This window comes from Paenibacillus sp. FSL H8-0034, from assembly GCF_038000305.1.
In the GTDB taxonomy this organism is placed as follows: domain Bacteria; phylum Bacillota; class Bacilli; order Paenibacillales; family NBRC-103111; genus Paenibacillus_S.
The window spans coordinates 636,537-658,431 of the sequence record NZ_JBBOBS010000001.1 but is presented as its reverse complement, the minus strand read 5'-3'; the positions used below and the strand labels follow the sequence as shown (position 1 = coordinate 658,431).

At 49.4% G+C, this 21,895-nt stretch carries 17 protein-coding genes and 1 riboswitch; of the genes, 9 read left to right on the top strand and 8 right to left on the bottom strand.

What is annotated here, in order from left to right; translation table 11 throughout:
* Positions 1-67: 67 nt before the first annotated feature.
* Positions 68-895 (bottom strand): polyamine aminopropyltransferase, encoded by an 828-nt coding sequence (speE, locus tag NST47_RS02945; RefSeq protein WP_076237209.1) that lies wholly within the window; start codon positions 893-895, stop codon positions 68-70.
* A gap of 255 nt (positions 896-1,150) precedes the next feature.
* On the opposite strand from speE, the gene NST47_RS02940 reads away from it, so the two are divergent.
* Positions 1,151-3,235, top strand: coding sequence for a transglycosylase domain-containing protein (locus NST47_RS02940; protein ID WP_445667345.1), 2,085 nt, complete (start codon positions 1,151-1,153; stop codon positions 3,233-3,235).
* On the opposite strand, the gene NST47_RS02935 is transcribed toward NST47_RS02940, so the two are convergent.
* Positions 3,180-4,046 (bottom strand): alpha/beta fold hydrolase, encoded by an 867-nt coding sequence (locus tag NST47_RS02935; RefSeq protein WP_341153881.1) that lies wholly within the window; start codon positions 4,044-4,046, stop codon positions 3,180-3,182. The two genes, NST47_RS02940 and NST47_RS02935, sit on opposite strands and share 56 nt — an antisense overlap.
* A gap of 213 nt (positions 4,047-4,259) precedes the next feature.
* On the opposite strand from NST47_RS02935, the gene NST47_RS02930 reads away from it, so the two are divergent.
* Complete coding sequence (locus NST47_RS02930) at positions 4,260-5,090, top strand: dienelactone hydrolase family protein (protein ID WP_341153880.1); 831 nt, start codon at positions 4,260-4,262, stop codon at positions 5,088-5,090.
* A gap of 137 nt (positions 5,091-5,227) precedes the next feature.
* Complete coding sequence (locus tag NST47_RS02925) at positions 5,228-5,743, top strand: hypothetical protein (RefSeq protein ID WP_341153879.1); 516 nt, start codon at positions 5,228-5,230, stop codon at positions 5,741-5,743.
* Between the two features lie 3 nt (positions 5,744-5,746).
* On the opposite strand, the gene NST47_RS02920 is transcribed toward NST47_RS02925, so the two are convergent.
* From NST47_RS02920 to NST47_RS02910, 3 genes are all read right to left on the bottom strand, one after another.
* Positions 5,747-6,955: an MFS transporter gene (locus tag NST47_RS02920; RefSeq protein WP_341153878.1), complete on the bottom strand. Its 1,209-nt coding sequence runs from the start codon at positions 6,953-6,955 to the stop codon at positions 5,747-5,749.
* Positions 6,956-7,273: 318 nt separating this feature from the next.
* Complete coding sequence (locus tag NST47_RS02915) at positions 7,274-8,293, bottom strand: aldo/keto reductase (protein WP_341153877.1); 1,020 nt, start codon at positions 8,291-8,293, stop codon at positions 7,274-7,276.
* Positions 8,294-8,470: 177 nt separating this feature from the next.
* Positions 8,471-9,298, bottom strand: a complete 828-nt coding sequence (locus NST47_RS02910; RefSeq protein WP_341153876.1) for a sugar phosphate isomerase/epimerase family protein — start codon at positions 9,296-9,298, stop codon at positions 8,471-8,473.
* 193 nt (positions 9,299-9,491) lie between these two features.
* Here NST47_RS02910 and NST47_RS02905 point away from each other — a divergent pair, with 193 nt between their 5' ends.
* On the top strand, positions 9,492-9,911 hold the full coding sequence (locus NST47_RS02905) for an organic hydroperoxide resistance protein (RefSeq protein ID WP_341153875.1): 420 nt from the start codon (positions 9,492-9,494) through the stop codon (positions 9,909-9,911).
* A gap of 157 nt (positions 9,912-10,068) precedes the next feature.
* Here NST47_RS02905 and odhB read toward each other — a convergent pair whose 3' ends face one another.
* Positions 10,069-11,388: a 2-oxoglutarate dehydrogenase complex dihydrolipoyllysine-residue succinyltransferase gene (odhB, locus tag NST47_RS02900; RefSeq protein WP_341153874.1), complete on the bottom strand. Its 1,320-nt coding sequence runs from the start codon at positions 11,386-11,388 to the stop codon at positions 10,069-10,071.
* A 78-nt stretch (positions 11,389-11,466) separates the two neighbouring features.
* Positions 11,467-14,373, bottom strand: a complete 2,907-nt coding sequence (locus tag NST47_RS02895) for a 2-oxoglutarate dehydrogenase E1 component (RefSeq protein ID WP_341159592.1) — start codon at positions 14,371-14,373, stop codon at positions 11,467-11,469.
* Between the two features lie 329 nt (positions 14,374-14,702).
* Here NST47_RS02895 and NST47_RS02890 point away from each other — a divergent pair, with 329 nt between their 5' ends.
* Entirely contained in the window at positions 14,703-15,374 is a 672-nt protein-coding gene (locus NST47_RS02890) for a SanA/YdcF family protein (protein WP_341153873.1), read from the top strand.
* Positions 15,375-15,609: 235 nt separating this feature from the next.
* On the opposite strand, the gene NST47_RS02885 is transcribed toward NST47_RS02890, so the two are convergent.
* Positions 15,610-16,146 (bottom strand): YwhD family protein, encoded by a 537-nt coding sequence (locus tag NST47_RS02885; protein WP_341153872.1) that lies wholly within the window; start codon positions 16,144-16,146, stop codon positions 15,610-15,612.
* 115 nt (positions 16,147-16,261) lie between these two features.
* Here NST47_RS02885 and NST47_RS02880 point away from each other — a divergent pair, with 115 nt between their 5' ends.
* The 4 genes from NST47_RS02880 (at position 16,262) to NST47_RS02865 (ending at position 21,809) form a co-directional block, all read left to right on the top strand.
* Entirely contained in the window at positions 16,262-18,298 is a 2,037-nt protein-coding gene (locus NST47_RS02880; protein WP_341153871.1) for a M1 family metallopeptidase, read from the top strand.
* Positions 18,299-18,311: 13 nt separating this feature from the next.
* Positions 18,312-19,127, top strand: a complete 816-nt coding sequence (locus tag NST47_RS02875; protein ID WP_341153870.1) for a hypothetical protein — start codon at positions 18,312-18,314, stop codon at positions 19,125-19,127.
* Positions 19,128-19,513: 386 nt separating this feature from the next.
* Positions 19,514-19,650, top strand: a riboswitch (cyclic di-AMP (ydaO/yuaA leader).
* Between the two features lie 3 nt (positions 19,651-19,653).
* Positions 19,654-20,124 (top strand): C40 family peptidase, encoded by a 471-nt coding sequence (locus NST47_RS02870; protein ID WP_076237190.1) that lies wholly within the window; start codon positions 19,654-19,656, stop codon positions 20,122-20,124.
* Between the two features lie 305 nt (positions 20,125-20,429).
* Positions 20,430-21,809 carry a cryptochrome/photolyase family protein gene (locus NST47_RS02865; RefSeq protein WP_341153869.1) on the top strand — a complete coding sequence of 460 codons (1,380 nt, stop codon included), beginning with the start codon at positions 20,430-20,432 and terminating at the stop codon, positions 21,807-21,809.
* Positions 21,810-21,895 lie beyond the last annotated feature (86 nt).

Genomic DNA, 21,895 nt, shown 5'->3' with positions numbered 1-21,895 from the left:
TAGGCTTGCATATACCCGCCTGGGCATATGCCGACAGATTCAAAACCAATATTTCAGTTCAAATGTCTTACTTACACAGATCTTCAACAAATTTCGGCAGTGCAAAAGCCGCTTTGTGCAGTCGAGGGCTGTAATATTTAGTATCGATATCAGGAATTTGCGTTTCATCAACCTGCAGGGGATCATACTTTTTGCTGCCCATTGTGAAAGTCCACAAACCGCTTGGGTAAGTAGGAATGTTTGCACAATAAACGCGGACAATCGGGAAAATCTCCTTGACGTCGCGATTTACGCTCTGAATCAGATCGGCTTTAAACCAAGGGTTATCTGTTTGTGCAACAAAGATTCCGTCTTCCTTCAAAGATTCGTAAATTCCTTGATAAAAGCCTTTGCTGAACAGTTCAACCGCGGGTCCTACCGGTTCGGTCGAATCGACCATGATCACGTCGTATGTATTTTTGTGATCGTGGATATGCATGTAGCCATCGTTAACAATGACTTCTACGCGAGGGTTGTCCAGCTCACCGGCAATTTCCGGCAAATACTGCTTGGAATATTCGATAACCTTGCCATCGATATCGACAAGAACCGCTTTTTCCACGCCCGGGTGCTTCATCACTTCACGAACAACACCACCGTCGCCGCCGCCTACAATCAGCACCTGCTTTGGATTCGGATGCGTGTATAGTGCAGGATGTGCCACCATTTCATGATAAACAAACTCGTCTCTAACGGTCGTCATGACCATACCATCCAATACGAGCATACGACCAAATTCTACTGTATCAATGATAGCAAGATCTTGAAAATCGGTTTTCTCCGTTACAAGCGTCTCGCGAATTTTCGCGGTAATCCCATACTGCTCCGTTTGTTTCTCTGTGTACCATAATTCCATGTTCATCTCACCTTTCTTGTTTACGAATCTCAAGCCGATATAGCCCCAAAATCCGGGTCGATTGGCTTCGTCAGCCAATAGCTATGCGTCAAGTTGTATTATAGTGTATCTACTCGAAAATGCAACCTTAAACGGCCCAAAGGCGCCGTGTTCAAAATAAATTAACATTATAATGGTTTCCGATGATTAGCAGTTTGCGATTTTTTCCATACTGGTGTTATAGGCACTCCGAATCGCAAATAACCGAAAGGATGGATGACCGTGTCTCAAGAGCCCAGTAACCGCCCCTCCCGTGCCGAGCAGCAAAGCTCCAACAGTAAAACAGGTCTCCACGGCTTTCGGCGCTTCAAAATGGTCTGCTCGTTAACATTCTCGACTATCTTGATCTGTGCAGCTGTACTCTTTGTAGCACTCTTATACATGCGTTCCCAAGCGCTTCCGGTATCGAAAATGACACCTGCGACCGAAATCTATGATATTCACGGGCAAGTCCTGGATACGTTGAATGGTGGTAAGAACAGCCAAAGCGTGTCCCTTCAGGAAATATCCCCCTATCTGATCCAGGCGACACTGGCTATTGAGGACCGGAACTTTTATCATCATGTTGGCTTTGATTTGAAAGGGATTGCACGGGCTGCGGTCGTTAATATACAGCACATGTCCAAGGTGCAGGGCGCTGGTACGATTACACAGCAGTTGGCGCGTAATCTGTACTTGTCGCACGAACGCACATGGACGCGGAAGCTGAAGGAAACGTATTATGCCGTGCAGATGGAGCTGCAGATGAGCAAGGATGAAATTTTGGACGAGTATTTGAATCAAATCTATTATGGACACTCCACCTATGGCATTCAGGCTGCAGCCAAGCTGTTTTTTGGTAAGGATGCGGCTAATTTAACATTAGCGGAAAGCGCCATGCTGGCGGGTATTCCCAAAGGTCCACGTTATTTTTCACCATATTATGATCTGAAGAGCGCGATGGAACGGCAGCAAACGGTACTCCAGACCATGGCAACAGCAGGCATGATCACGCAGCAGGAGGCCGATGATGCCGGCAAGGTCAAGCTGAATATACTAACGCTTGAGCCGCGTAAACCAGCGATTGCCGGTTATTTCCGCGATTATGTGCGAAGTCTGGCTACTGAGCAGTATGGCATTACAGAGGAGCAATTTGATGAAGGCGGACTTCGGGTGTACACCACGCTGGACAGTTCGGCTCAACAGATCGCCGAGGAGGTCGTCGCCGCTCAAATGGAGCCGTATGGGGACATGCAGGCAGCGCTGATCGCTATCGATCCACGTAATGGCTACGTACGCGCGATGGTTGGAGGGCGAAGTTATGCGGACAACCAGTATAACCGCGTGTTCGCTACTACACGTCAGCCCGGCTCAGCATTCAAGCCGATCGTGTATGTGACCGCTATGCAGCAAAAGCAATTCACACCGCTTACTCGCTTCAAAAGCGAGCCGACTACCTTCACCTACGATAATGGCAGACAGAGCTATACGCCCAATAATTTTGGCAGCGTTTATTACAACTGGATTGATCTGCGGCAGGCAATTGCCAAATCAGATAATATATTTGCCGTACATTCGATTATCGAAACAGGAGCAGAAAATGTAATCGCGACGGCACGCAAAATGGGCATCACCAGTCCGATGAAGCCGCTGCCTTCATTAGCACTCGGAACCTTCCCCGTCAGTCCGTTCGAGATGGCTTCGGCTTTTGCCATCTTCGCCAATGGCGGTGTACGTGTTGAACCGACAGCGATACTTAAGATTGAGAACCGCAGCGGACGGGTGCTCTATGAGGCCCAGCCCAAACGCGAGCAGGTTATCGAGCCTCCATATACGTATGTCATGACCCAATTGATGGAAAGTGTGTTCGAGCAAGGAGGTACTGGCAACCGGGTATCAACCGTGATCAAACGGCCTGTAGCTGGTAAAACCGGCACAACCAATACCGATGCCTGGCTGGTCGGGTATACACCTGAGCTCTCTACGGCCGTCTGGGTCGGTTATGACAAGGATCGTAATATCAGCACGTTGGAGTCTCATGTCGCGGCGCCGATTTTTGCTGAATTCACCGAGCGGTCATTAGAATCGGTTCCGCCGAAGCTGTTTCCAGTCCCGGATGGTGTGGTGACCGTCAATATTGATCCCGTGAGCGGCAAGCTTGCCAACGAGGACTGCCCCAAGTCGCGACCTGAGGCTTTTGTCCAGGGTACAGAACCTACTACGTATTGCACAGAGCAGCCTGCGAAAAAGGACGGCAATGCCCCTGTTAAACCGAAGGGTAGATCATGGTGGGAAGATCTGAAGCGCTGGTGGAACGATTAGCCGAATGATCTGCCAAAAATCCGGTCAGCTCTTCACTGAATTTGTCCGGCTCATCGAACAGCATGGCGTGTCCACTTTCTTCGAAAACGATCAGTCTGGAATTGGCAATACCGCGATTCGTCAGCTTGGCCAGCTCGAAGGAACAAATCTGATCCTTCTCTCCGTGAAAGATAGCGGTAGGTACCCTGATGCTTGCCAGATCGCCGCGCAAATCTTCGTCCCGCAGCGATTCCAGCGCCCGCAGGGTACCTTGTGCCGAAGCACCTACAGCATGCTGGTGGAGCCAATCCTCAAAGCTTGCACTGCCACCTTTTTCAGTAAATATTTTACTGAAATCCGTTACCATCTGCGGACGGTCTGCAAGTGTAGCGAGCATCAGCTTTTCGATCTGCTCTTCAGGAGCTCCAAACGGGAAGTTGCTGCGTTGGATAAACGAGGGTGCCGCGGCGCCCATCAGCAGCAGCTTGGCAATACCATGGCCCTCATGGCGGGACATGTATCGTATCGCAACCGCACCACCCAATGAAAATCCGGCCAGAACCACGTTGTCCAGCTTGAGCTCATCGATAACGACGCGGATATCATCAGCCAGCTGATTATAGGAATAGCCTTCCCACGGGCTGTCAGATCGGCCGAAGCCGCGCAGATCGATCCCGATACAACGATAGCCCTGACGTGGCAGCTGCATAAATTGATATTCAAACATGGTGTGATCTAAAGGCCAGCCGTGAATAAACAACACAGGGGTCCCTTCACCGATATCCTCTACATATATCTTAACCTTGTCATCAACCTGAATATATTGTCCCATTCTCTGTACCTCCGGTCATTAGGATTGGCACGGTATGCTGATATGCGGCATACCTGCTACTATTGCTTACCCTAATGGCTTCCCCTTTCAAACGATGCATCAAAATTGTTTAACAATCGATGGCTTGTATTCCCAGCCCTACTCGCTTATTCTGAAGGTAAAGGCGGCCGCAACGCCGTCCATTACCAACTCAAAAGAGGAGTGTGTACGCGTATGGGTCTGCAGGGTGAATGGGTACAGTATGGTGATCATCAGCAATATTCGGGTTATCTGGTGCTTCCCGAAGGTCCGGCACCGCTTGCGAAGCCTGCGGTCCTGGTTATTCAGGAAATATGGGGTGTCGACCCCCATATCCAGGATTTAACGAGCCGGTTCGCGCAGGCCGGCTTTATCGCATTTGCGCCAGACCTGTTTCACCAGGCCGGCGGCAAACCGCCCCAGCTGCAGGAGCAGCGTATCGAGGATGCGAAGCGTTTTCTCGATACCCTGCCCCCGGCAGCATGGCGTGACCCACAAGCGCGAGATGCGGCGCTTCACGCTCTGCCCGAGGCGCAGGGTCAAGCCATCGGCGAGACGCTGGAGCTGATCTTCGCGGCCGGTACGAAGGCGGCCGCGTATGTGGCTGTGCTCGAGGCCAGCGCAGGCTTTCTGCGCGAGTACGAGAGCGGGTCGCGGCGGCGGCCGGTCGCCGCCGTCGGCTATTGCCTGGGCGGGATGTTATCCGCCCAGCTGGCCACGCGCGACGCCGAGCTGCGCGGCGCGGTCGTGTTCTACGGCAACCTGCCGCAGGCGGAGCAGGTTGCACAGCTGAACTGCCCTGTGCTTGGTTTCTTCGGTGAATTGGATACTCGTATCACCGACCAGGTTCCGGTCTTTGCTGAAGCAATGAAACAGCAGGGCAAAGCATTTGACTATCGGATCTATGAAGGTGCTCCGCATGCATTTGCCAATGATACACGCGCTTCTTACCGAGCCGAGCCGGCTCAGGACTCGTTTGCCAAGACATTGACCTTTATGCGGGAGCATCTCACCACTCTTGAATAAAATGAATAACAGCCAAGCGTCTCCCTACCACCTGAGTGGCTTTGAGGCTGCTTGGCTGTTATGATTATCAAGGTATCATAGAATCTATAGACTTCGAACATACAAATATGAGATAAGAGACAGGAGTCAATTGAACCATGAATCTAGCATCTGTTCAGCAAATCACACAGCAGCTTGATGCAGCTGGAATTACCTATGCAACAGGCGGAAGCGGTTTGTTATACGCTTTGGGACTTACAGAACGAGTCAGAGACTGGGACTTAACGACGGAGGCTCCCTATGAAGCTGTCGCCCAAGCCTTGCAGGACATCGACTTTATTAGCTTGCCAAGCGGTGATTATCCGTTTGCCAGCAGCTACAGGTTGTCTGTAGAGGATAACGATCTGCCTGTCGATATCATAGGCCGCTATGCCATTCACAGTGAATCAGGAATATGTCAGCTGCCGACTTGGGTAGCAAGCACCTGGCAAAGCCTCAGCATGGGAAGTCCCGAAATCTGGGCAGCAGCCTATACCTTGATGAAACGCGATTCTAAAGCCGAGCTGCTATTCAGCTATATAACTGAACACGGTGCGAATCGCAAAATCGTGCACAGCCTGCTGGATGAACTGCTACCGTCCACTCTCCGCAGCCGCCTGCAATCCTTGCTTTAACTATTACATGCTCCCTGAAGCTCCCTGGGAGTGTGCGGCTGTTGATTTATTTTGCGACCATACCGCAGCACCAGCTGAACAAAGCAGCAGCAGACCCGTCACCCAAAATACACTGTGTATCGAGAAGATGCCGCTTATATATCCCCCAACGAGCGGCCCCAGCATACCTCCCAGCATACTCGCCGTCTGATTAAGCCCAAACGCCCGCCCACGAAAGTCAGCTGGTGTTGTACGGATGACCAGTCCATTCAATGCCGGGAACACCGCACAGAAAAAGGCTCCATACACAAAGCGAATAATCGAGAAGCCCCAAATTCCATGAAACAAAACTTGCGCCAGATTGCCTAATCCACCAGCGATCAGACCAATAATCAGCACTTTATGGAAACCTACTTTGTCTGCCAGCTTGCCCCATCGCGAAGCAAACAGGATACCCGCAATACCTACCAGCGAGAAAACAATTCCCGCCATTAATGATGCATTTTTCACAGACCCGCCGATCTGTACGATGTACAAAGGCAGCACAGGCTCAATCGTCATTATCGAAAACTGGGTGATCAGCGTAATGCCAAGCAAGGTCAAAAACGGTCGGTTCTGCACAGCCATGCGCATGGACCCGCTTATCGAGCTGCGCTCCTTGCTCCGCACCACCTTTTCTTCCTTTACCCAAAGCAACACCAGCAAGGCACTCATCAGCACCAGTACTCCAGCACTTGCAAAGGCTACGCGGCTATCAAACAAATTCGCAATCACACCTCCCAGCAGAGGTCCAATAATACCTCCTGTGGCCGTAGAGGTGGATATCGTGGCCATCGCATAGCCTACCTTATCTTCCGGCGTGTTCGTCCCGATCAGAGCAATCGCACCCGGAATAAACCCGCTGAGCAGTCCCTGCAAAATACGAAGTCCCAGTAATTCATAGGGGTTCGTTACCAACGAAGTCAGCAAATAAATTACACAAAGCACAATACCGGCACGTACAATCATCGGCTTACGTCCATACTTGTCACCCATCGCCCCCCAGAAGGGTGAAGCAATCGCACCTGCCAAAAAAGCAGAGCTGAATATGAGCCCTGACCACATTTCAATATGATCCTGAACACCAATATGAAGCAGGAACAGAGGCAAGAAAGGAATCACCATCGAAAAGCTGGCCGATGTAATAAAGCACCCGACCCACAGAAGCCATAAATTCCGTTTCCACATTTCCACTTGCATTCACTCCTTAATGCCCGATCTTATGAAGTCTAGCCCATCGAAGGATACAATGAAACGCTTCATTAATAATTAACAAAGTAAATGGTAGCACTCTTATCCGGGTGTGTAAACCTTTGTGTATCGCAATCATGAGGTTAGGTTCAGTAACCCTATCCCATAGATCAAGAAAGCAAACAAGCTTTCCTTCTGCCGAAGCTCAGGAAAGCTTGTCATTCATTTGCCTATCGATATCAAGAACTATTGGAGCGGAGTTATCCATCCATAGGCAGAGGATACCGTTACCAAATTACCATATCCATTAAGTATCCTCTATTAGCTTAATCGGGTAACTATTGGCGCACGGCCTCTTCTTTGTTGGTTCTCGGCGGCCAAATCGTATGGATAGCTGACAGGTAATTCACTGACATCATCCAAACGAGTGATCTGCTCTTCCGTTAAATACCAGCCGCTGCCGCCCAGATTATCATTCAGCTGCTCCACATTCCGCGCACCAATAATTGGTGCTGTAATAACATTACGACTAAGCATCCAGTTCAGCGCAACCTGAGCCGGAGATTTATCTGCTTCCTCAGCAATTGCATGCAAGGTGTCGATAATATTCCATGTAAATTCGTTATTATAACGATCCCATACTTCCTTGTTGGTTCCTACACGGGTATTTTCCTGAGGCTGTTGTCCACGACGAAACTTGCCGCTGAGCCAACCCCCACGAAGCGGGCTCCAAGGGATCACACCAATACCCTCGTTCGCACATAGCGGCAGCAGCTCATACTCCGTTGCACGGCAAAGCAGATTGTACTGTGGCTGAAGGCTGACAAACGTTTCCCAGCCGTTCTGGCGGCTCGTATAGATTGCCTTTTGCAGCTGCCACGCCCTTAGGTTACTGGCCCCGATATAGCGAACCACTCCTTTGCGAACCAAATCATTCAGCGTACTCAAGGTTTCCTCAAGTGGAGTTAACAAATCCCAGGCATGAATCTGGTATAAATCGATGTAGTCCGTACCCAGACGTCTTAGGCTATCCTCAACAGAGGCTAATATATGCTTACGGCTAAGCCCGTTCTCGTTGTGACCCTCTCCCATTGGAAAACGAACCTTGGTCGCAATTACATAATCATCGCGTTTTTGGCTGCGCAGCCAGTTACCGACAATCTCCTCCGAAGCACCCTGCGAGTACACATTAGCTGTATCGATAAAATTACCGCCTACCTCAGCAAAACGGTCCATCATTCGAAAACTTTCTTCCTGACTCGCTGCAGCTCCAAAGGTCATCGAGCCCAAGCATAATTCACTAACCCGTAAACCGGTTTTACCCAATGAACGCACATTCATTCACAATTCCTCCTTAGAGTGTTGCCTTATCAAAACTGAGCATGGCAATTTTCGAGTATGCAGCAAACGATTTTCATAAGCGACGTTATGTCCATTATAGAAAGTTTTTATGATTTGCGAAAGGGCTTACAATGGATTAACCTAGTAATGTCTGGGTAAGTATGCCCCCGTTAAGGGTTACAGGTATGGCTCTACAATACGTCGAATTCGCTCCAGTCCTTCCCACATGTCGCCAGGACCGTCATAGATTAGCACGATGGCACAGTTGCAGCCTGCTGCACGTACCGTTTCCAGACAGCTGTGAAACTCTGCCTCATCCGGCATGCCTTGTTCATCATATTGGGCTTTGGCATGGACCGAAACGCTATACGGCAGGATCATGCCAAACTCATCATATTTGGTCGGCGGCTTGAAATTTCCGAAATCCGTAATCATCCCGACCTGATCACCGGTGTAATCAAGAAGCTGTTCGCAGCTGGCAGCCGTCGAGGTCAGCGAACGAAAATTTTCGGTAACGACACGTACCCCTTGGCCTGCTGCGTACTCTGCCAACTCCAGAAGCGAGGTCGCTGACTGCCGAATCGCTTCTTCATCTGTAGGCATAGCTTCACCGGCAATTACACGGATTTGCTTCGCCCCGGCACCCGCTGCGATATCGATCCAATTGCGTATCAAATTAAAATCAGCTTCACGTCGTGTTGCATCCTGTGCAGTTAAATCCCCGTAATCCAACAACAAGGTATCAAACGATATCCCAGCCGTAATAAAAGCTTGACGCAAGGCTGCCAAATAATCGGGCTCCGTCGAAGGAAAATGAAAATGACATACTTCCAGGGCTTGATATCCCCGTTGTGCGGCTTCTGCAGGTAATTCAAGCAAACTCAAAACTTGCGGCTGCTCCTGTTCCTTGATCTGATGTGTACCTTTTTCAGCATCCCAAACGGTCCAACGAAGCGGGCCCAGCAGACGGTGCAAACTCCATGTACTTACGGATAAGTATGACATTCAACGATTTCCTCCCTCAAGTCATTCAAACGCTTTCATCATAACATAACCGTGTAAACGGTGCGACACCTGCCAGCACTGTATCTTCAGCCGCGGTTCATTCCTTGGACCAAAGGGTATGTATACCATGCAAGGTAAAATGATTTGGACACGCTACTAAGGATTGTTCGAAACGATGAAAGGAGAGATCATGATGGGATCACCGTATACGGCTCATGTCACATCACATGGCGGAAGAAACGGCTTTGTTCGTACGTCAGACGGTCAATTCGATCTAAAGGTCGGCACACCTAATGAGGGCGAGGCGGCAGGAACAAACCCTGAGCAGCTATTTGGAGCGGCTTATGCCGCATGTTTTCACAGCGCTCTTAAGAGCATCGCCAAAAGCAAAAGCATCGACAGTTCCAACTCACAGGTTACCGCACACGTCACGCTGCACAGCGAGGGTACACAATACCATTTATCTGTGGAGATGGAGGTTACTGTACCGAGGCTTGAAGATGCCCAGGTCATGGAGCTTGCCGAGGCTGCTCACAAGGTGTGCCCTTACTCCAAAGCGACCCGTGACAACATTGAAGTTACCTTAAAGGTGCGGGCTATGGTACAAAAATAAACAAAGAAATAACGGATATGTCATGGTATGTAATTATGCCTATGAGCTTGTCCATGAAAACCCTCAAACCACAAAAACCGTTCAGAGCGCTGCGCCTCTAAACGGTTTTTGTTCATATTATGAATGACTTGCCTGAAGCCGAAGCTCCGTCTTTGGCTTAGCCCTCCAGCAGTAGTGCTTCCGGATCCTCAAGCAGCTGCTTGATCGTCACCAGAAAACGTACTGCTTCACTGCCGTCAACGATCCGGTGATCGTAAGAAAGCGCCAAATACATCATCGGACGGTTCTCGATTCCATCTACGCCAACTGCTACAGGACGCCGTTGGATCGTATGCATACCCAGAATACCGACCTGTGGTGTATTCAAAATCGGTGTCGACAGAAGCGAACCGAACACGCCTCCGTTTGTAATTGTGAACGTACCACCCTGCAAGTCAGCCAGCGATAGCTTGTTATCGCGTGCTTTAACAGCCAGCTCACCGATGTTGCGTTCAATCTCGGCAAAGCTCAGTCGGTCCGCGTCACGTACTACCGGAACGACCAAACCTTCCTTAGCTCCTACCGCGATTCCGATATCATAATATTTTTTAACGAGAATCTCTTCCCCTTCGATCTCTGCATTCAATAGAGGGAAAGCTTTTAACGCACCCACAACCGCTTTGGTGAAGAACGACATAAAACCGAGACCTACGTTATTCTTCTCCTGAAATGATTGCTTGCGGCGCTTACGTACATCCATGATGGCCGTCATATCGACTTCGTTAAACGTGGTCAACATGGCAGCAGTACGCTGTGCTTCCACTAATCGATTGGCAATTGTCACCCGACGTCTGGACATTTTCTTCCGTTCAGTCGGTTTCGAGGCATCCACAGCTGCGTTTTCAACAACAGCACGCTTCTCAGCCTGTATTGGTGCTCGCTGTGCAGCAGCCGGCGATACACTGCCTGCGGCTGATCCCGTAGAGGAGTAAGCTTCGATATCACTGCGTGAAACCCGGTTGGCGTCAATTCCACCAGCAGAGCGCATCTGGTTCAGATCGATTCCCCGTTCTCTCGCCAGCTTACGCACGGATGGAGAAGCCGTGTAAGGACCTTCCTCTTCGATGGAAGTACCATTGGAGCCAGCAGCTTCCTTATTCACTGCACCTGCGCCTGTAGAGGCTTGGGCAGCCTCAATCGGTGCTGACTGGGATGGCGAAGCCACCGCTGGCTGTTGTGCTGAAGGTGGCTGTGCGTCTGCTGCCTGGCCTGCGCTGATAACACCAACGCTCTCGCCAACCTGCACTGTTTCACCAGCTTGTCTGTTAATTTTTGACAAAACGCCATCAGACTCAGCATTGATCTCCAAATTTACTTTATCGGTTTCCAATTCAAGCAGCAAATCGCCGAATTTAACGGAATCCCCTTCTTTTTTCATCCAGGAAGAGATTGTTCCTTCCGTGATGGATTCTCCCAGTTCCGGTATTTTAATATCCATTGCAGCTAGCGCCTCCCGTATTTGTTGTACCTATTCTGATTCATCTATCATGCTGAATCCCGCGGCTACTCCGCTTATTTATTCGCCTAATACCGCGATCATTTCTTTATTAACTTCCATCGGCTTCAACGCTTCAGCAAGGATACGCTGCTGTTCGAAGCTGTGAACGTTCTGATATCCGCTGGCCGTACTTGCCCGTTCCGGTCTGCCTACATGACGCAAGCTAGCTCTTTCTGGCAACAGCTCACGAATACGCGGCTCCATATAAGTCCATGCGCCCATGTTTTTGTTTTCTTCCTGAAGCCAGATAATTTCCTCGAGATTGGAAAAGCGCTCGATAATCGCGGACAACTCGGCTTTTGGAAATGGATACAGCTGTTCGACACGAGCCACATGCAGCCATTCCAGATCTTTCTGTTCGGCAATAGCATCCTCCAGATCAATCGCTACTTTACCGCTGCACAGAATCAGACGTTTCACCTGATCCGGCTTTTCTCCAAGTCCGGTTTGCTCCAGTACGCTTTGGAAGGAGCCTTCACTGAAAGCAGTGCCTGGGGATGCTACCCGTTGATTACGAATCAGGCTTTTGGGAGCCATCAAAATCAATGGGCGGGCATATTCGCTTTCGGTAATCGCCGCTTGACGTCTTAGCAGATGGAAATATTGAGCTGCGCTGGTCAGATTGGCTACTGTCCAGTTGTCTTCAGCAGCAGCTTGTAAAAACCGTTCCAGTCTAGCGCTGGAATGCTCCGGTCCTTGACCTTCCGAGCCGTGTGGAAGCATTACAACCAAGCTCGATTTCTGCGCCCATTTCATCCGTCCAGCAGAGATGAATTGGTCAAATATAACTTGACCCGCGTTAGCAAAATCACCATACTGCGCTTCCCAGATTACCAGTGTTTGTGGTGAAAACACGTTGTAGCCATACTCAAAACCAAGTACCGATGCTTCGGATAACGGACTGTTATGAATCGCAAACGAAGCCTTGGCTTGTGGAATCTGATGCAGCGGTGAATAGGTGCGCCCTGTTATAGGATTGTGCAGCATCAAATGCCGATGGGCAAATGTACCGCGTTGAGAATCCTGACCGCTTAGACGAATCGGCTTGCCTTCGGCCAAAATAGTGGCAAAAGCCAGTGTCTCTGCCAGCGCCCAGTCAACCTTTCCATTAGCCTCCAACGCATTGGCGCGGCGCTCCAATATCCGCTGCAGCTTTGGATACACCTGGAAGTCCGCAGGAAAGTTCAATAGCTCCTTGTTAATGGCCTGCAGTTGTTCGAGTGGAACAGCTGTCGGAAGTGTCGTTGGATCGATCAGATCTCCAAAATGCTCACTGAAATTGTTTTCCTTGCCATTACCTTCGTTGTTCTTCACTTGATCATAAGCATCCTGCATGACCTTCAACGCATCCTGCTTCATCTGGGTCGGCTGATCCTGTGCGACAACACCTTCATTTTTTAGCTTATTCGCATAAATTTCACTTACAGTCGGATGTTTATGCACTTTATTGTACATAATCGGCTGTGTCGCTTCCGGATCATCGGTTTCGTTATGTCCATAACGGCGATACCCAACCAGATCGATCAGAAAATCCTTTTTGAAACGGATACGGTATTCGCTAGCCAATCGAATGGCCGCTACGCAAGCCTCTGGATCATCGGCATTAACATGGACAATCGGCATTTCAAAACCTTTGGCCAAATCACTGGCATAATGAGTTGAGCGTGAATCGGAGCTCTCGGTCGTAAAGCCCAACCGGTTGTTCGCAATAATATGAATCGTGCCTCCATTGCTGTAGCCCGACAAATTATTGAAGTTCAAGGTTTCAGCAACAACGCCTTCACCCGGGAAAGCTGCATCGCCATGGATTAAGACCGTAACCGCTTTGCTAACATCCTGTTCAGGGAATCCCGGTAAGCTGCGATCATCCTGAGCGGCACGTGTAAAGCCCTCAACAACCGGATTGACATATTCCAGATGACTTGGATTGTTCGCCAGCGTCAAGCGGGTCTCGCCCTTCTCGCCGTCCGTTACCGAACGATAAGCACCTAAATGATATTTAACATCACCTGTCCAGCCAAAATTGATTCCCATGGAGCCCTCGGAAGGAATCAAATCTTTGTTCGGTGAATGATGGAACTCTGAAAAAATCTTGCTATAAGGCTTGCCAAGCACATGTGTAAGTACATTCAATCTGCCGCGATGTGCCATTCCCATCAGAATATGGCTGGCTCCATCCTTTGTAAAGCGGTTGACAATCTCATCAACAACCGGTACGAGAACATCCAGACCCTCTATGGAAAAACGTTTTTGTCCAACAAAGGTCCTTTGCAGGAAATGCTCAAACTGCTCAACTTGAATTAATCGCTTCAAAAGCGACTTGCGTTCTTCCACGGCGAGCGGCGCGGGCCATGTATTCGACTCCACCTGCTTGTTGAGCCATTCCCGCTCCTCTTGCTCATGGACGTGACTGAATTCATAGGCGATCGTTTTCGTATATATTTCACGCAGACGCTGGATCGCATCCAAGCCGCTTACGACAGCACCCTGCGCGTTTTCCCAAATCAGGGATGCCGAAATTTCTTTTAAATCCGCTTCGCTCAAATCATAAGTAGCCGATTCCAAAATTCTTGTATCCGACGGTGCACGCAAGCCTAACGGATCTGTATCTGCAGCCAAATGCCCATAGGTACGAATATTCCAAACCAATCTGTCAGCGGCAACCACTTTTCTCATTAACGCCAATTGATCTTCCTGAGAGGTGCCCGATTGCACGGGTGCTCTTGAAGGAACGCTTGCTGAATCATGTTCAGCATGAATTGCAGACTCAGATGGTGGCGCTCCAAAAAGATCGAACAGTTCCCGGAAGGTAGCCTCCACGGAATCAGGATCGATTACGTATTGATCATATTGTTCATACAGGTAACCCAGGTTGGGACCAAAGTAGGCCTCCCACGGCCCGCGCTTCGTTTCGCCAGGTGTCATTGACATATCTCTCCACTCCAATGTTTATTAGAAACAAAAAGCTGCTTACTTAAAAGACTCAATACCCTATATTAACCCCATATGAGGGAAGTTAATAACTTGAACAAAGCATTGTGCACATATATTAAATTATAAGCGTTATTTCCATATCGTAAATTGCTTAATTTATATTACACCAATCTAATCTTGATATCAATTATTACTGGATTTCATTCCCATTTATTAACAAACAATCCGTTACTGCAACTTCCTACAGAATTAAGCGTCTAATCGATGAAGCCATATACATGCCTATACAATTTAGAAATATAAAATAGAGGAGCGGTTCTGTGAAGCATGTATTTAAATTCAAGCTGATGCCGCTGCTCCTGATTGTCCTTGCACCCGTCTGTTGGATTGTCGGCGTGGATGCGTATGTCAAAAGCAAAGCCTCGCCCTACATTTACCAGACCCAGGATGCCCCATCGGCAGATGTGATCGTTGTGCTTGGAGCAAGAGTATATCCTAACGGTTCGGTTTCGACGATTCTCGCTGACCGTCTGCAAGCTGCGCTAGAGCTTAAAAATGCCGGTAAATCGGATCGGTTCCTTGTAAGCGGTGATCACGGGCAAATCGATTATGACGAGGTTAATGCCATGCGCAGTTTTTTGGAGGAACGGGATGTGCAGCCTCAAAATATTTTTATGGACCATGCCGGCTTCAGCACTTATGAGAGTATGTATCGTGCGCGTGATATTTTCCAGGCACACAAGGTGCTGATCGTTACTCAGCAATATCATCTGATGCGCGCTGTCTATACTGCCCGACAAATGGGCTTGGACGCTTACGGTGTTGCTTCGGACAAGCAGGAATACCCGAATATGACGCGTAATCGCTTGCGTGAGGTGCTGGCGAGAAACAAGGATTTTGCCTATGTGAATCTGCTCCATCCCAAACCAACCTATCTCGGTAATCCAATTCCTATTACAAGTGATGGACGATTGACCGCAAACGGACTTTAATTATTACCATAAACACCACAAGAACAACGGCTTATTTGTCGGCAAATAAGCAACACAATAAGGCAGATCCAGGGGATCTGCCTTATTGCTGTCCTAGTATATGTTATATACTAGCGTTCAGTATACAACCAACCCGCCTGCTTGCACAATGCGCTTCACATAATCGCCATAAATACGCTTTGATCTTGCAGGTAACCGTTAGTTGATCATCATACTATTGAACTCAACCCTGAAATCAAGCTAAAGCAGACTTCAGATCCTCGTTCGAATTTGCCCACATTTCGGGGTTATATTCCATCAGCAGCTTCTTCAAAGCCGCTTTCTCCTGATCACCCAAATTGTCAAGCATGATGCGGCGTTTCAGCGCATAGTCCATCCGGTTAACGTGATCGGCAAGGATTTTCCAGCCGCGCCGCGCTTCCCTGTCTACCAGCATTTCACACGAGGTCACACCAGCGTAATACATACCCTCTTCCTTGCGGTCTGCGGCCACCCACACAATCCAGCTGGAGACACCATTTGGCACATCCTCCTTGTTAACAGAGAATTTGATGCCCTTCTCCACCTTGCTCTTGGCATGCAGCGCCCCCATATCGAGATACGCTTCGCCTTCTTCAATGATAACGCTCGACATCTGGCTTAAATTAATCGCTCCTGCTCCAAAGCCGCGATGCTCTACCTTGCCGCTGACGATATTCAGTGCCAGCTTCTTCGGCTTATCCGCAGGCTGTGCTGCAGCCTGCTCCTGAGGTTGATCTTTATTTATATCCATGAAAGGCACCATCCTATTACAAATAAAGTTTGTCTTACTTGTTTATTTTAGCTAATAATCCTCGTTTTGCAAACATATACATGCTGTAGATGCTTGTCAACGGGGTGAAAATGAGATGAAGAAACAATTTGGCAGCCGCGCTGCGCAATGGTGCTTACTTATTGTACTAGCTTGTGGACTCACATGGGGCAGCTATGCTCTGCAAAACAACAGCCCCAACGTACAAAATCAGCCGAAGGCCCTATCTGCCTCGGCCCTGCTCTCAGCGATGGCCGAAGAACCGACCGCACCACCCCAGTCAACCCCTGCGCCGCCAAGTCTGCCGGCCAAGCCTGTGGAAACACCAGCCCCAAGACCGCTCAGTAACCGCATCGTGGAGTATCACATGAATGTTCAGCTGGACGCCCAGAGCAAGCTGCTCTCAGGAACACAATCGTTAACCTGGAAAAACCCCGGCTCGCAGCCGGTACAGGAGCTGTATTTCCATATGTATCCCAACGCATTCAGCTCTAAAAAATCGACCTTCATGAAAGAATCAGGAGGCAAGCTGCGTGACGATACAAGCAAGGAAGGCAGCTATGGCGGCATGGAAATCAGTTCCATCAAGACACTCGATGGCGAAGAGCTCATTGGAAGCCTACAGTACGTCCAGCCCGATGATGGCAACAAAGAAGACCGCTCACTCATGAAGATCACACTGCCTAAAGCAATCAAACCTGGACAAAAGATAACACTCGAAGGCGTATTTTCCGTCAAGCTACCGGCCGTATTTGCACGTATGGGTTATGCGGATGACTTCGTGATGGCAGGGCAATGGTTTCCCAAAGTAGCGGTTTACGAGCCGGAGGGACGGCGAGGCCGCACAGCAGAAGGCTGGAATCTCCATCAATACCATGGCAATTCGGAGTTTTACGCTGATTTCGGTATTTATGACGTTCGCATTCAGGTGCCCTCCAGCTATACGGTAGCTGCAACCGGTTTTCCGCTCAAGCCGCCTGTGGACGATGGCAAAACCAAAACTTATGCGTTCTACGCAGATGATGTGCATGATTTTGCCTGGTCGGCTTCACCACATTTTATTTATTACGAGGAGCCGTACGCTACATCTCAGATTCCTGGGGTACGCATCAAGCTGTATCTGGACCCCAAGCACGAGGAGCTAAAAGGACGCTATATGACCGCAGCCAAGAAAGCGCTGGCCCGCTATTCACAGTGGTATGGCAGCTATCCTTACTCGACGCTCTCCATCGTCGTACCACCCGAGAACGCCAATGGTGCAGGTGGCATGGAATATCCGACACTGGTTACAGGCTGGGGAGCTTCCGAGGATCAGCCGGACCTTGATCTGGAGCGCGTTATCGTGCATGAGATCGGCCATCAGTTCTGGTACGGGATGGTAGCCAGCAACGAGTTCGAGGAAGCCTGGCTTGATGAAGGCTTTACCTCCTATGCCGAGGATAAGCTGATGGAGCAGGAATACGGAGTCAAGCCTAATCTGACACTGGAAGCCAGCTATATTACCAATCCCAAGTCACTGAAGCTTGACTCCTGGAGCTATGGGAAACATGAGGCCTACGCAGAAAATGTATACACGCGCGCCAAGCTCGTGCTTCGTGCAATCGAAGCCCAAATCGGCAGCGAGATGATGCAGCGGACTTTAAAATCTTATTTTCAAAGCTGGAAGTTCAAACATCCGACCACATCCGATTTTCAAAAAACACTTGAGGATACAACCAAAAAGAGCTGGGCTCAGTTTTTTGACGAATTCGTCTATGGTGGACAAATGGTCGATTACGCCATAACAGGGATTCATACGAAACAAATCATCGCTGACGGACAACCGCTCTATGAAAATACGGTCAGGATTCAAAAGTATGGCGGAACTTATCATCAGGTACCGATCCGGTTCCATTTTGCAGATGGCTCACAGATCGATCGACTCTGGGATGGCATCGATGGTGACGTTACGTTCAAACTGCAGCATCCGACACAGCTGCAATGGGCAGTTATTGACCCTCAGCATACCCTTGTATTGGAAAACAAACGTATGAACAGCTTTATGAAAACCGACGTGGACTCAAAGCTTGTGATGCGCCTGCAGACAGGTATCGTCAAATTAATCGAGACCTTGCTGGACGGGGTCGCTTGGTGAGGAGGCACAAAGGATGTGGAAGCTGCTAAAATCCGGTTTAATGAAAGCTTGGAATCAGCCTTTTGCCGTCTGTGCAATGTTTACTTATAATTTGTTGTGGGGCCTGATCCTGTATACTGCAGTTCGCTCGATTGTCGTTCCGCTGCTGCACCGCTACCCCAGCCCTGAGCTGTCCCGTGAGGCGGTTCAATTATTTTGGCTGGAGGGGCAATTCCAAATTACAAAAACCGATCTGATCGTGCCATATCTATGGTGGGCACTCGTACTGCTGCTGATTCGCATGGTCCTGAGCCCGCTCCTGAGCGCTGGCATTTACTATTCGCTGGAGCATACGGAATTAAACGCTGGATATCGCTTTGTACGCGGAATCCGCAAGCTCGGTTTGCCCTTTCTTGGCTTGTATCTGCTGCAAATCGTGCTGACAGTCGCCCCCTTGTACCTATTGGGAACGAAAGTCATCGAGGGCTATCACTCCCATGCCTCCTTGACGGCTATCGGCTGGCATCTGCTGCCATGGCTTGGCATCTATATGGCTTATCTGATCCTGATACAAACCTTATTTATGTATATGCAGTTTGGGCTTGCCAGCGGCAAATCGGTTCTCATTTCTTGTCGGCTGCTCGTCCGCAATGTGCTTACCATCCTGCTGCTGGCTATCGTCACGGTGACAATCACCTTCGCCCTATCCGCTCTTGTGATGACCTCAGCTCTCGTATGGGCGGGCTTTGCCGCTCTCGTGCTGGTTCAGGCTTATCGGCTGCTTCATATGTTTTGCAAGATGTGGACGATCACCTCACAGCACGCCTTGTGGAACGCCAATCACGAATAAATCAGCCTTCTTGAGTTAGAAACTTTCCGTATTGTATCAAACGAACCTAAATAAGCCTCGCTGCCGCGTTTATAGAACGTGGCCGAGGTTTTTTCTTTGTAAATAAATAGTATGACTATAGTCCTGATTTCGTCAAAAAGACGCTTTTTTATTAATCAAATTCGACATAAATTTTACAAAATAAATAAAAAATATCGAATTTTATTGTTGGAATGCGTTTTCAATTTCAGCGCTGTATAGAGTCAAACCCATTCAAACCCTTGCTGTATAAGGTTTATAATGGATTTGAAGAAAGTTTCATGTTTCGACCATTAAATGTGTACATTTTGTGACTAAAGGAGGAATTTTAAGGTAAACGCCGAATTCGTATTAAGTGTAACAAAAAAACTATGCATTTGCCGAATTTCCGACATATTGGAAAACGGGGGATCCAATCTGGGTGAATTGATCTCGTTTCAGAGTGATCATAGGGAACCTTCAACCGAACCCTCAGCTAACCTCGTAGGCACCGGAAGGGGAAAATTTTTTGAAGAAGTTTTTTGGTATTGCATTAGGTCTAGCACTGTTTTGCAGTGTGCAAGTAGGCAGTGTTTTTGCCGAAACCCCTTTGAGCCAAGCTGTTAACGATGGCGTGGGTGCTCCTTACAAGTACGCTGGTACGACGAAGAACGGATTTGATTGCTCTGGTTACACAGCTTTCGTTTTTGCCAAATTGGATATCAAACTGCCGCACCAATCCAAAGGGCAAGCAGAAGTTGGTACAACAGTTGAAAAAGACGATCTGCGTCCTGGGGATCTTGTGTTTTTCAAGACAGACGGTGTAGGAATTTCTCATGTTGGCGTGTATGTTGGGGGCGGTAAGTTTTACCACTCAGCTACCAATATAGGCGTTACTGTCAACAAGCTTAATGAAAATTACTACTCCAAGTATTATGTTACCGCTAAACGTATTTTGTCTGACGAGCAGTACGAAGCTTTTATGTCAGATAATCAATAGAATGAAGTGAAAGAAACCTACTTTCTTACACCATACTTCTACAGTTGAGCGAACCATTTTGTATGGAGCCCTCAGTGCTTGCTTCCGTTACGCACCTCTTGCGTCGGACAAGGCTGCAGGGCTCTCTTCATTATATTACCCTCTATTACCCTACAAAATATCGGTTGAATCGCCTATCAAAAACAACTGTTCAATTATTCTGAATATTCCATTTATTATAACCATTACTTGCAGCGTGTCATTTCCAACATGCACCAAACGAGCTTCACTGCTGTTGTACAAAGCTGTAAACGAGGTGCCTATTCATGATTATTTTTTTACATCGCAAGGATCTGCGGGTGGACGATATGCTCGCCTTCAACTATATTCACGCTATGCACAAGCAAAGCCTGCATGTGCTCATTCTGGACCCCTTCCTGCTGGGGCATGAACGATATCTGGAGCACAGCGGCGTCAACTTTCTCCAGCATGCGGCACGGCTCAGACAGCTGTATCTGGACGCTGCCCAGCAGCTGCATATTGTGTATGGCGAGCCGTCTGCGGTACTGAGTACACTGCTGGCTGCACACCCCGTGGAGGAACTCGTATTTCACGAGGATAGCACCCCTTATGCCAAGCAAAGAGATCGGCTGCTTCGCGCGACTGCAGAGGCCGCAGGGGTGAACGTTACCTCCTTCGACGAGCAGGCGCTTCTGGACCTGCGAGACTTTCACCGATGGAGCGGACGCAGCGAGCCGTACAAGGTGTTTACGCCCTTTTACCGGAAGTGGAGCGATTATCGGCTCCGCTTCTATCGCCCGGCCGCAGGCGTGCATGTGAGCCAGCTTGCCACGGCCCCGCTGGCTCCTGATGCAGCCGCCGCGTATGCACTGCCGCCGCAGCTGGAGGCAGTGCTGGCCACAGGCTCCGCGGACGCCGCGGACGGGTGCGGGTCGGCGCCTGGGGCGCCCGACCCGCACAGCGTGCTGCGCAGCTTCCTCGCGGAGCGGCTAAGCGGCTACGCCGATGGGCGCGATCGCTTCGCGCGCGAGGCGACGAGCCGCTTGAGCCGGCACCTTAGCGTTGGCGCCATATCCGTGCGCACCGTCTACGAAGCGCTGCTGGAATCAGAGCAGCGCGAGGTCTGGTTGCGGCAGCTCGCCTGGCGCGACTTCTACATCTATCAGTCACGGCTTGATGGCGATTATTTTCATTACGAGAAAAAATATGATCTGTCACCGTTGGACAATCGCTATTTCCAGGCCTGGAGCGAAGCGCGTACCGGTATCCCGATTATCGATGCGGCCATGACAGAGCTCAATACAACAGGCTGGATGCCAAATCGACTGCGTATGGTAACCGCGATGTTTCTGACCAAAAACCTGCTCTGTCCGTTCACCTACGGAGAGCAATATTTTCGCTACAAGCTGAGCGATTATGACAATGTGCTGAACCGTGGAGGCTGGCTGTGGTGTGCTTCGCTTGGGTTTGATGCTGCACCATATTTTCGGATCATGAATCCCTCTACTCAATCCGCTGCACATGATCCTGGCGCAGATTACATTCGGCGCTGGCTGCCGGAGCTTGCAGGTTTATCCGACAAACAGATCCATCTGCCGCAGGCACATGCTCTTGTCGAGCTGACAGCCTCACGAGCCCGCGCTATCGAGGTTTATAAGGGGATCCTGCAAAGTGGGCGTAACTAAGAGGGTATGCCCGCTGCAGAGGCTTATCGAAGGAAAAGCGAGTACTATGTGAGGTTCATTGTCACCGATCGTGATATAATTGGAAC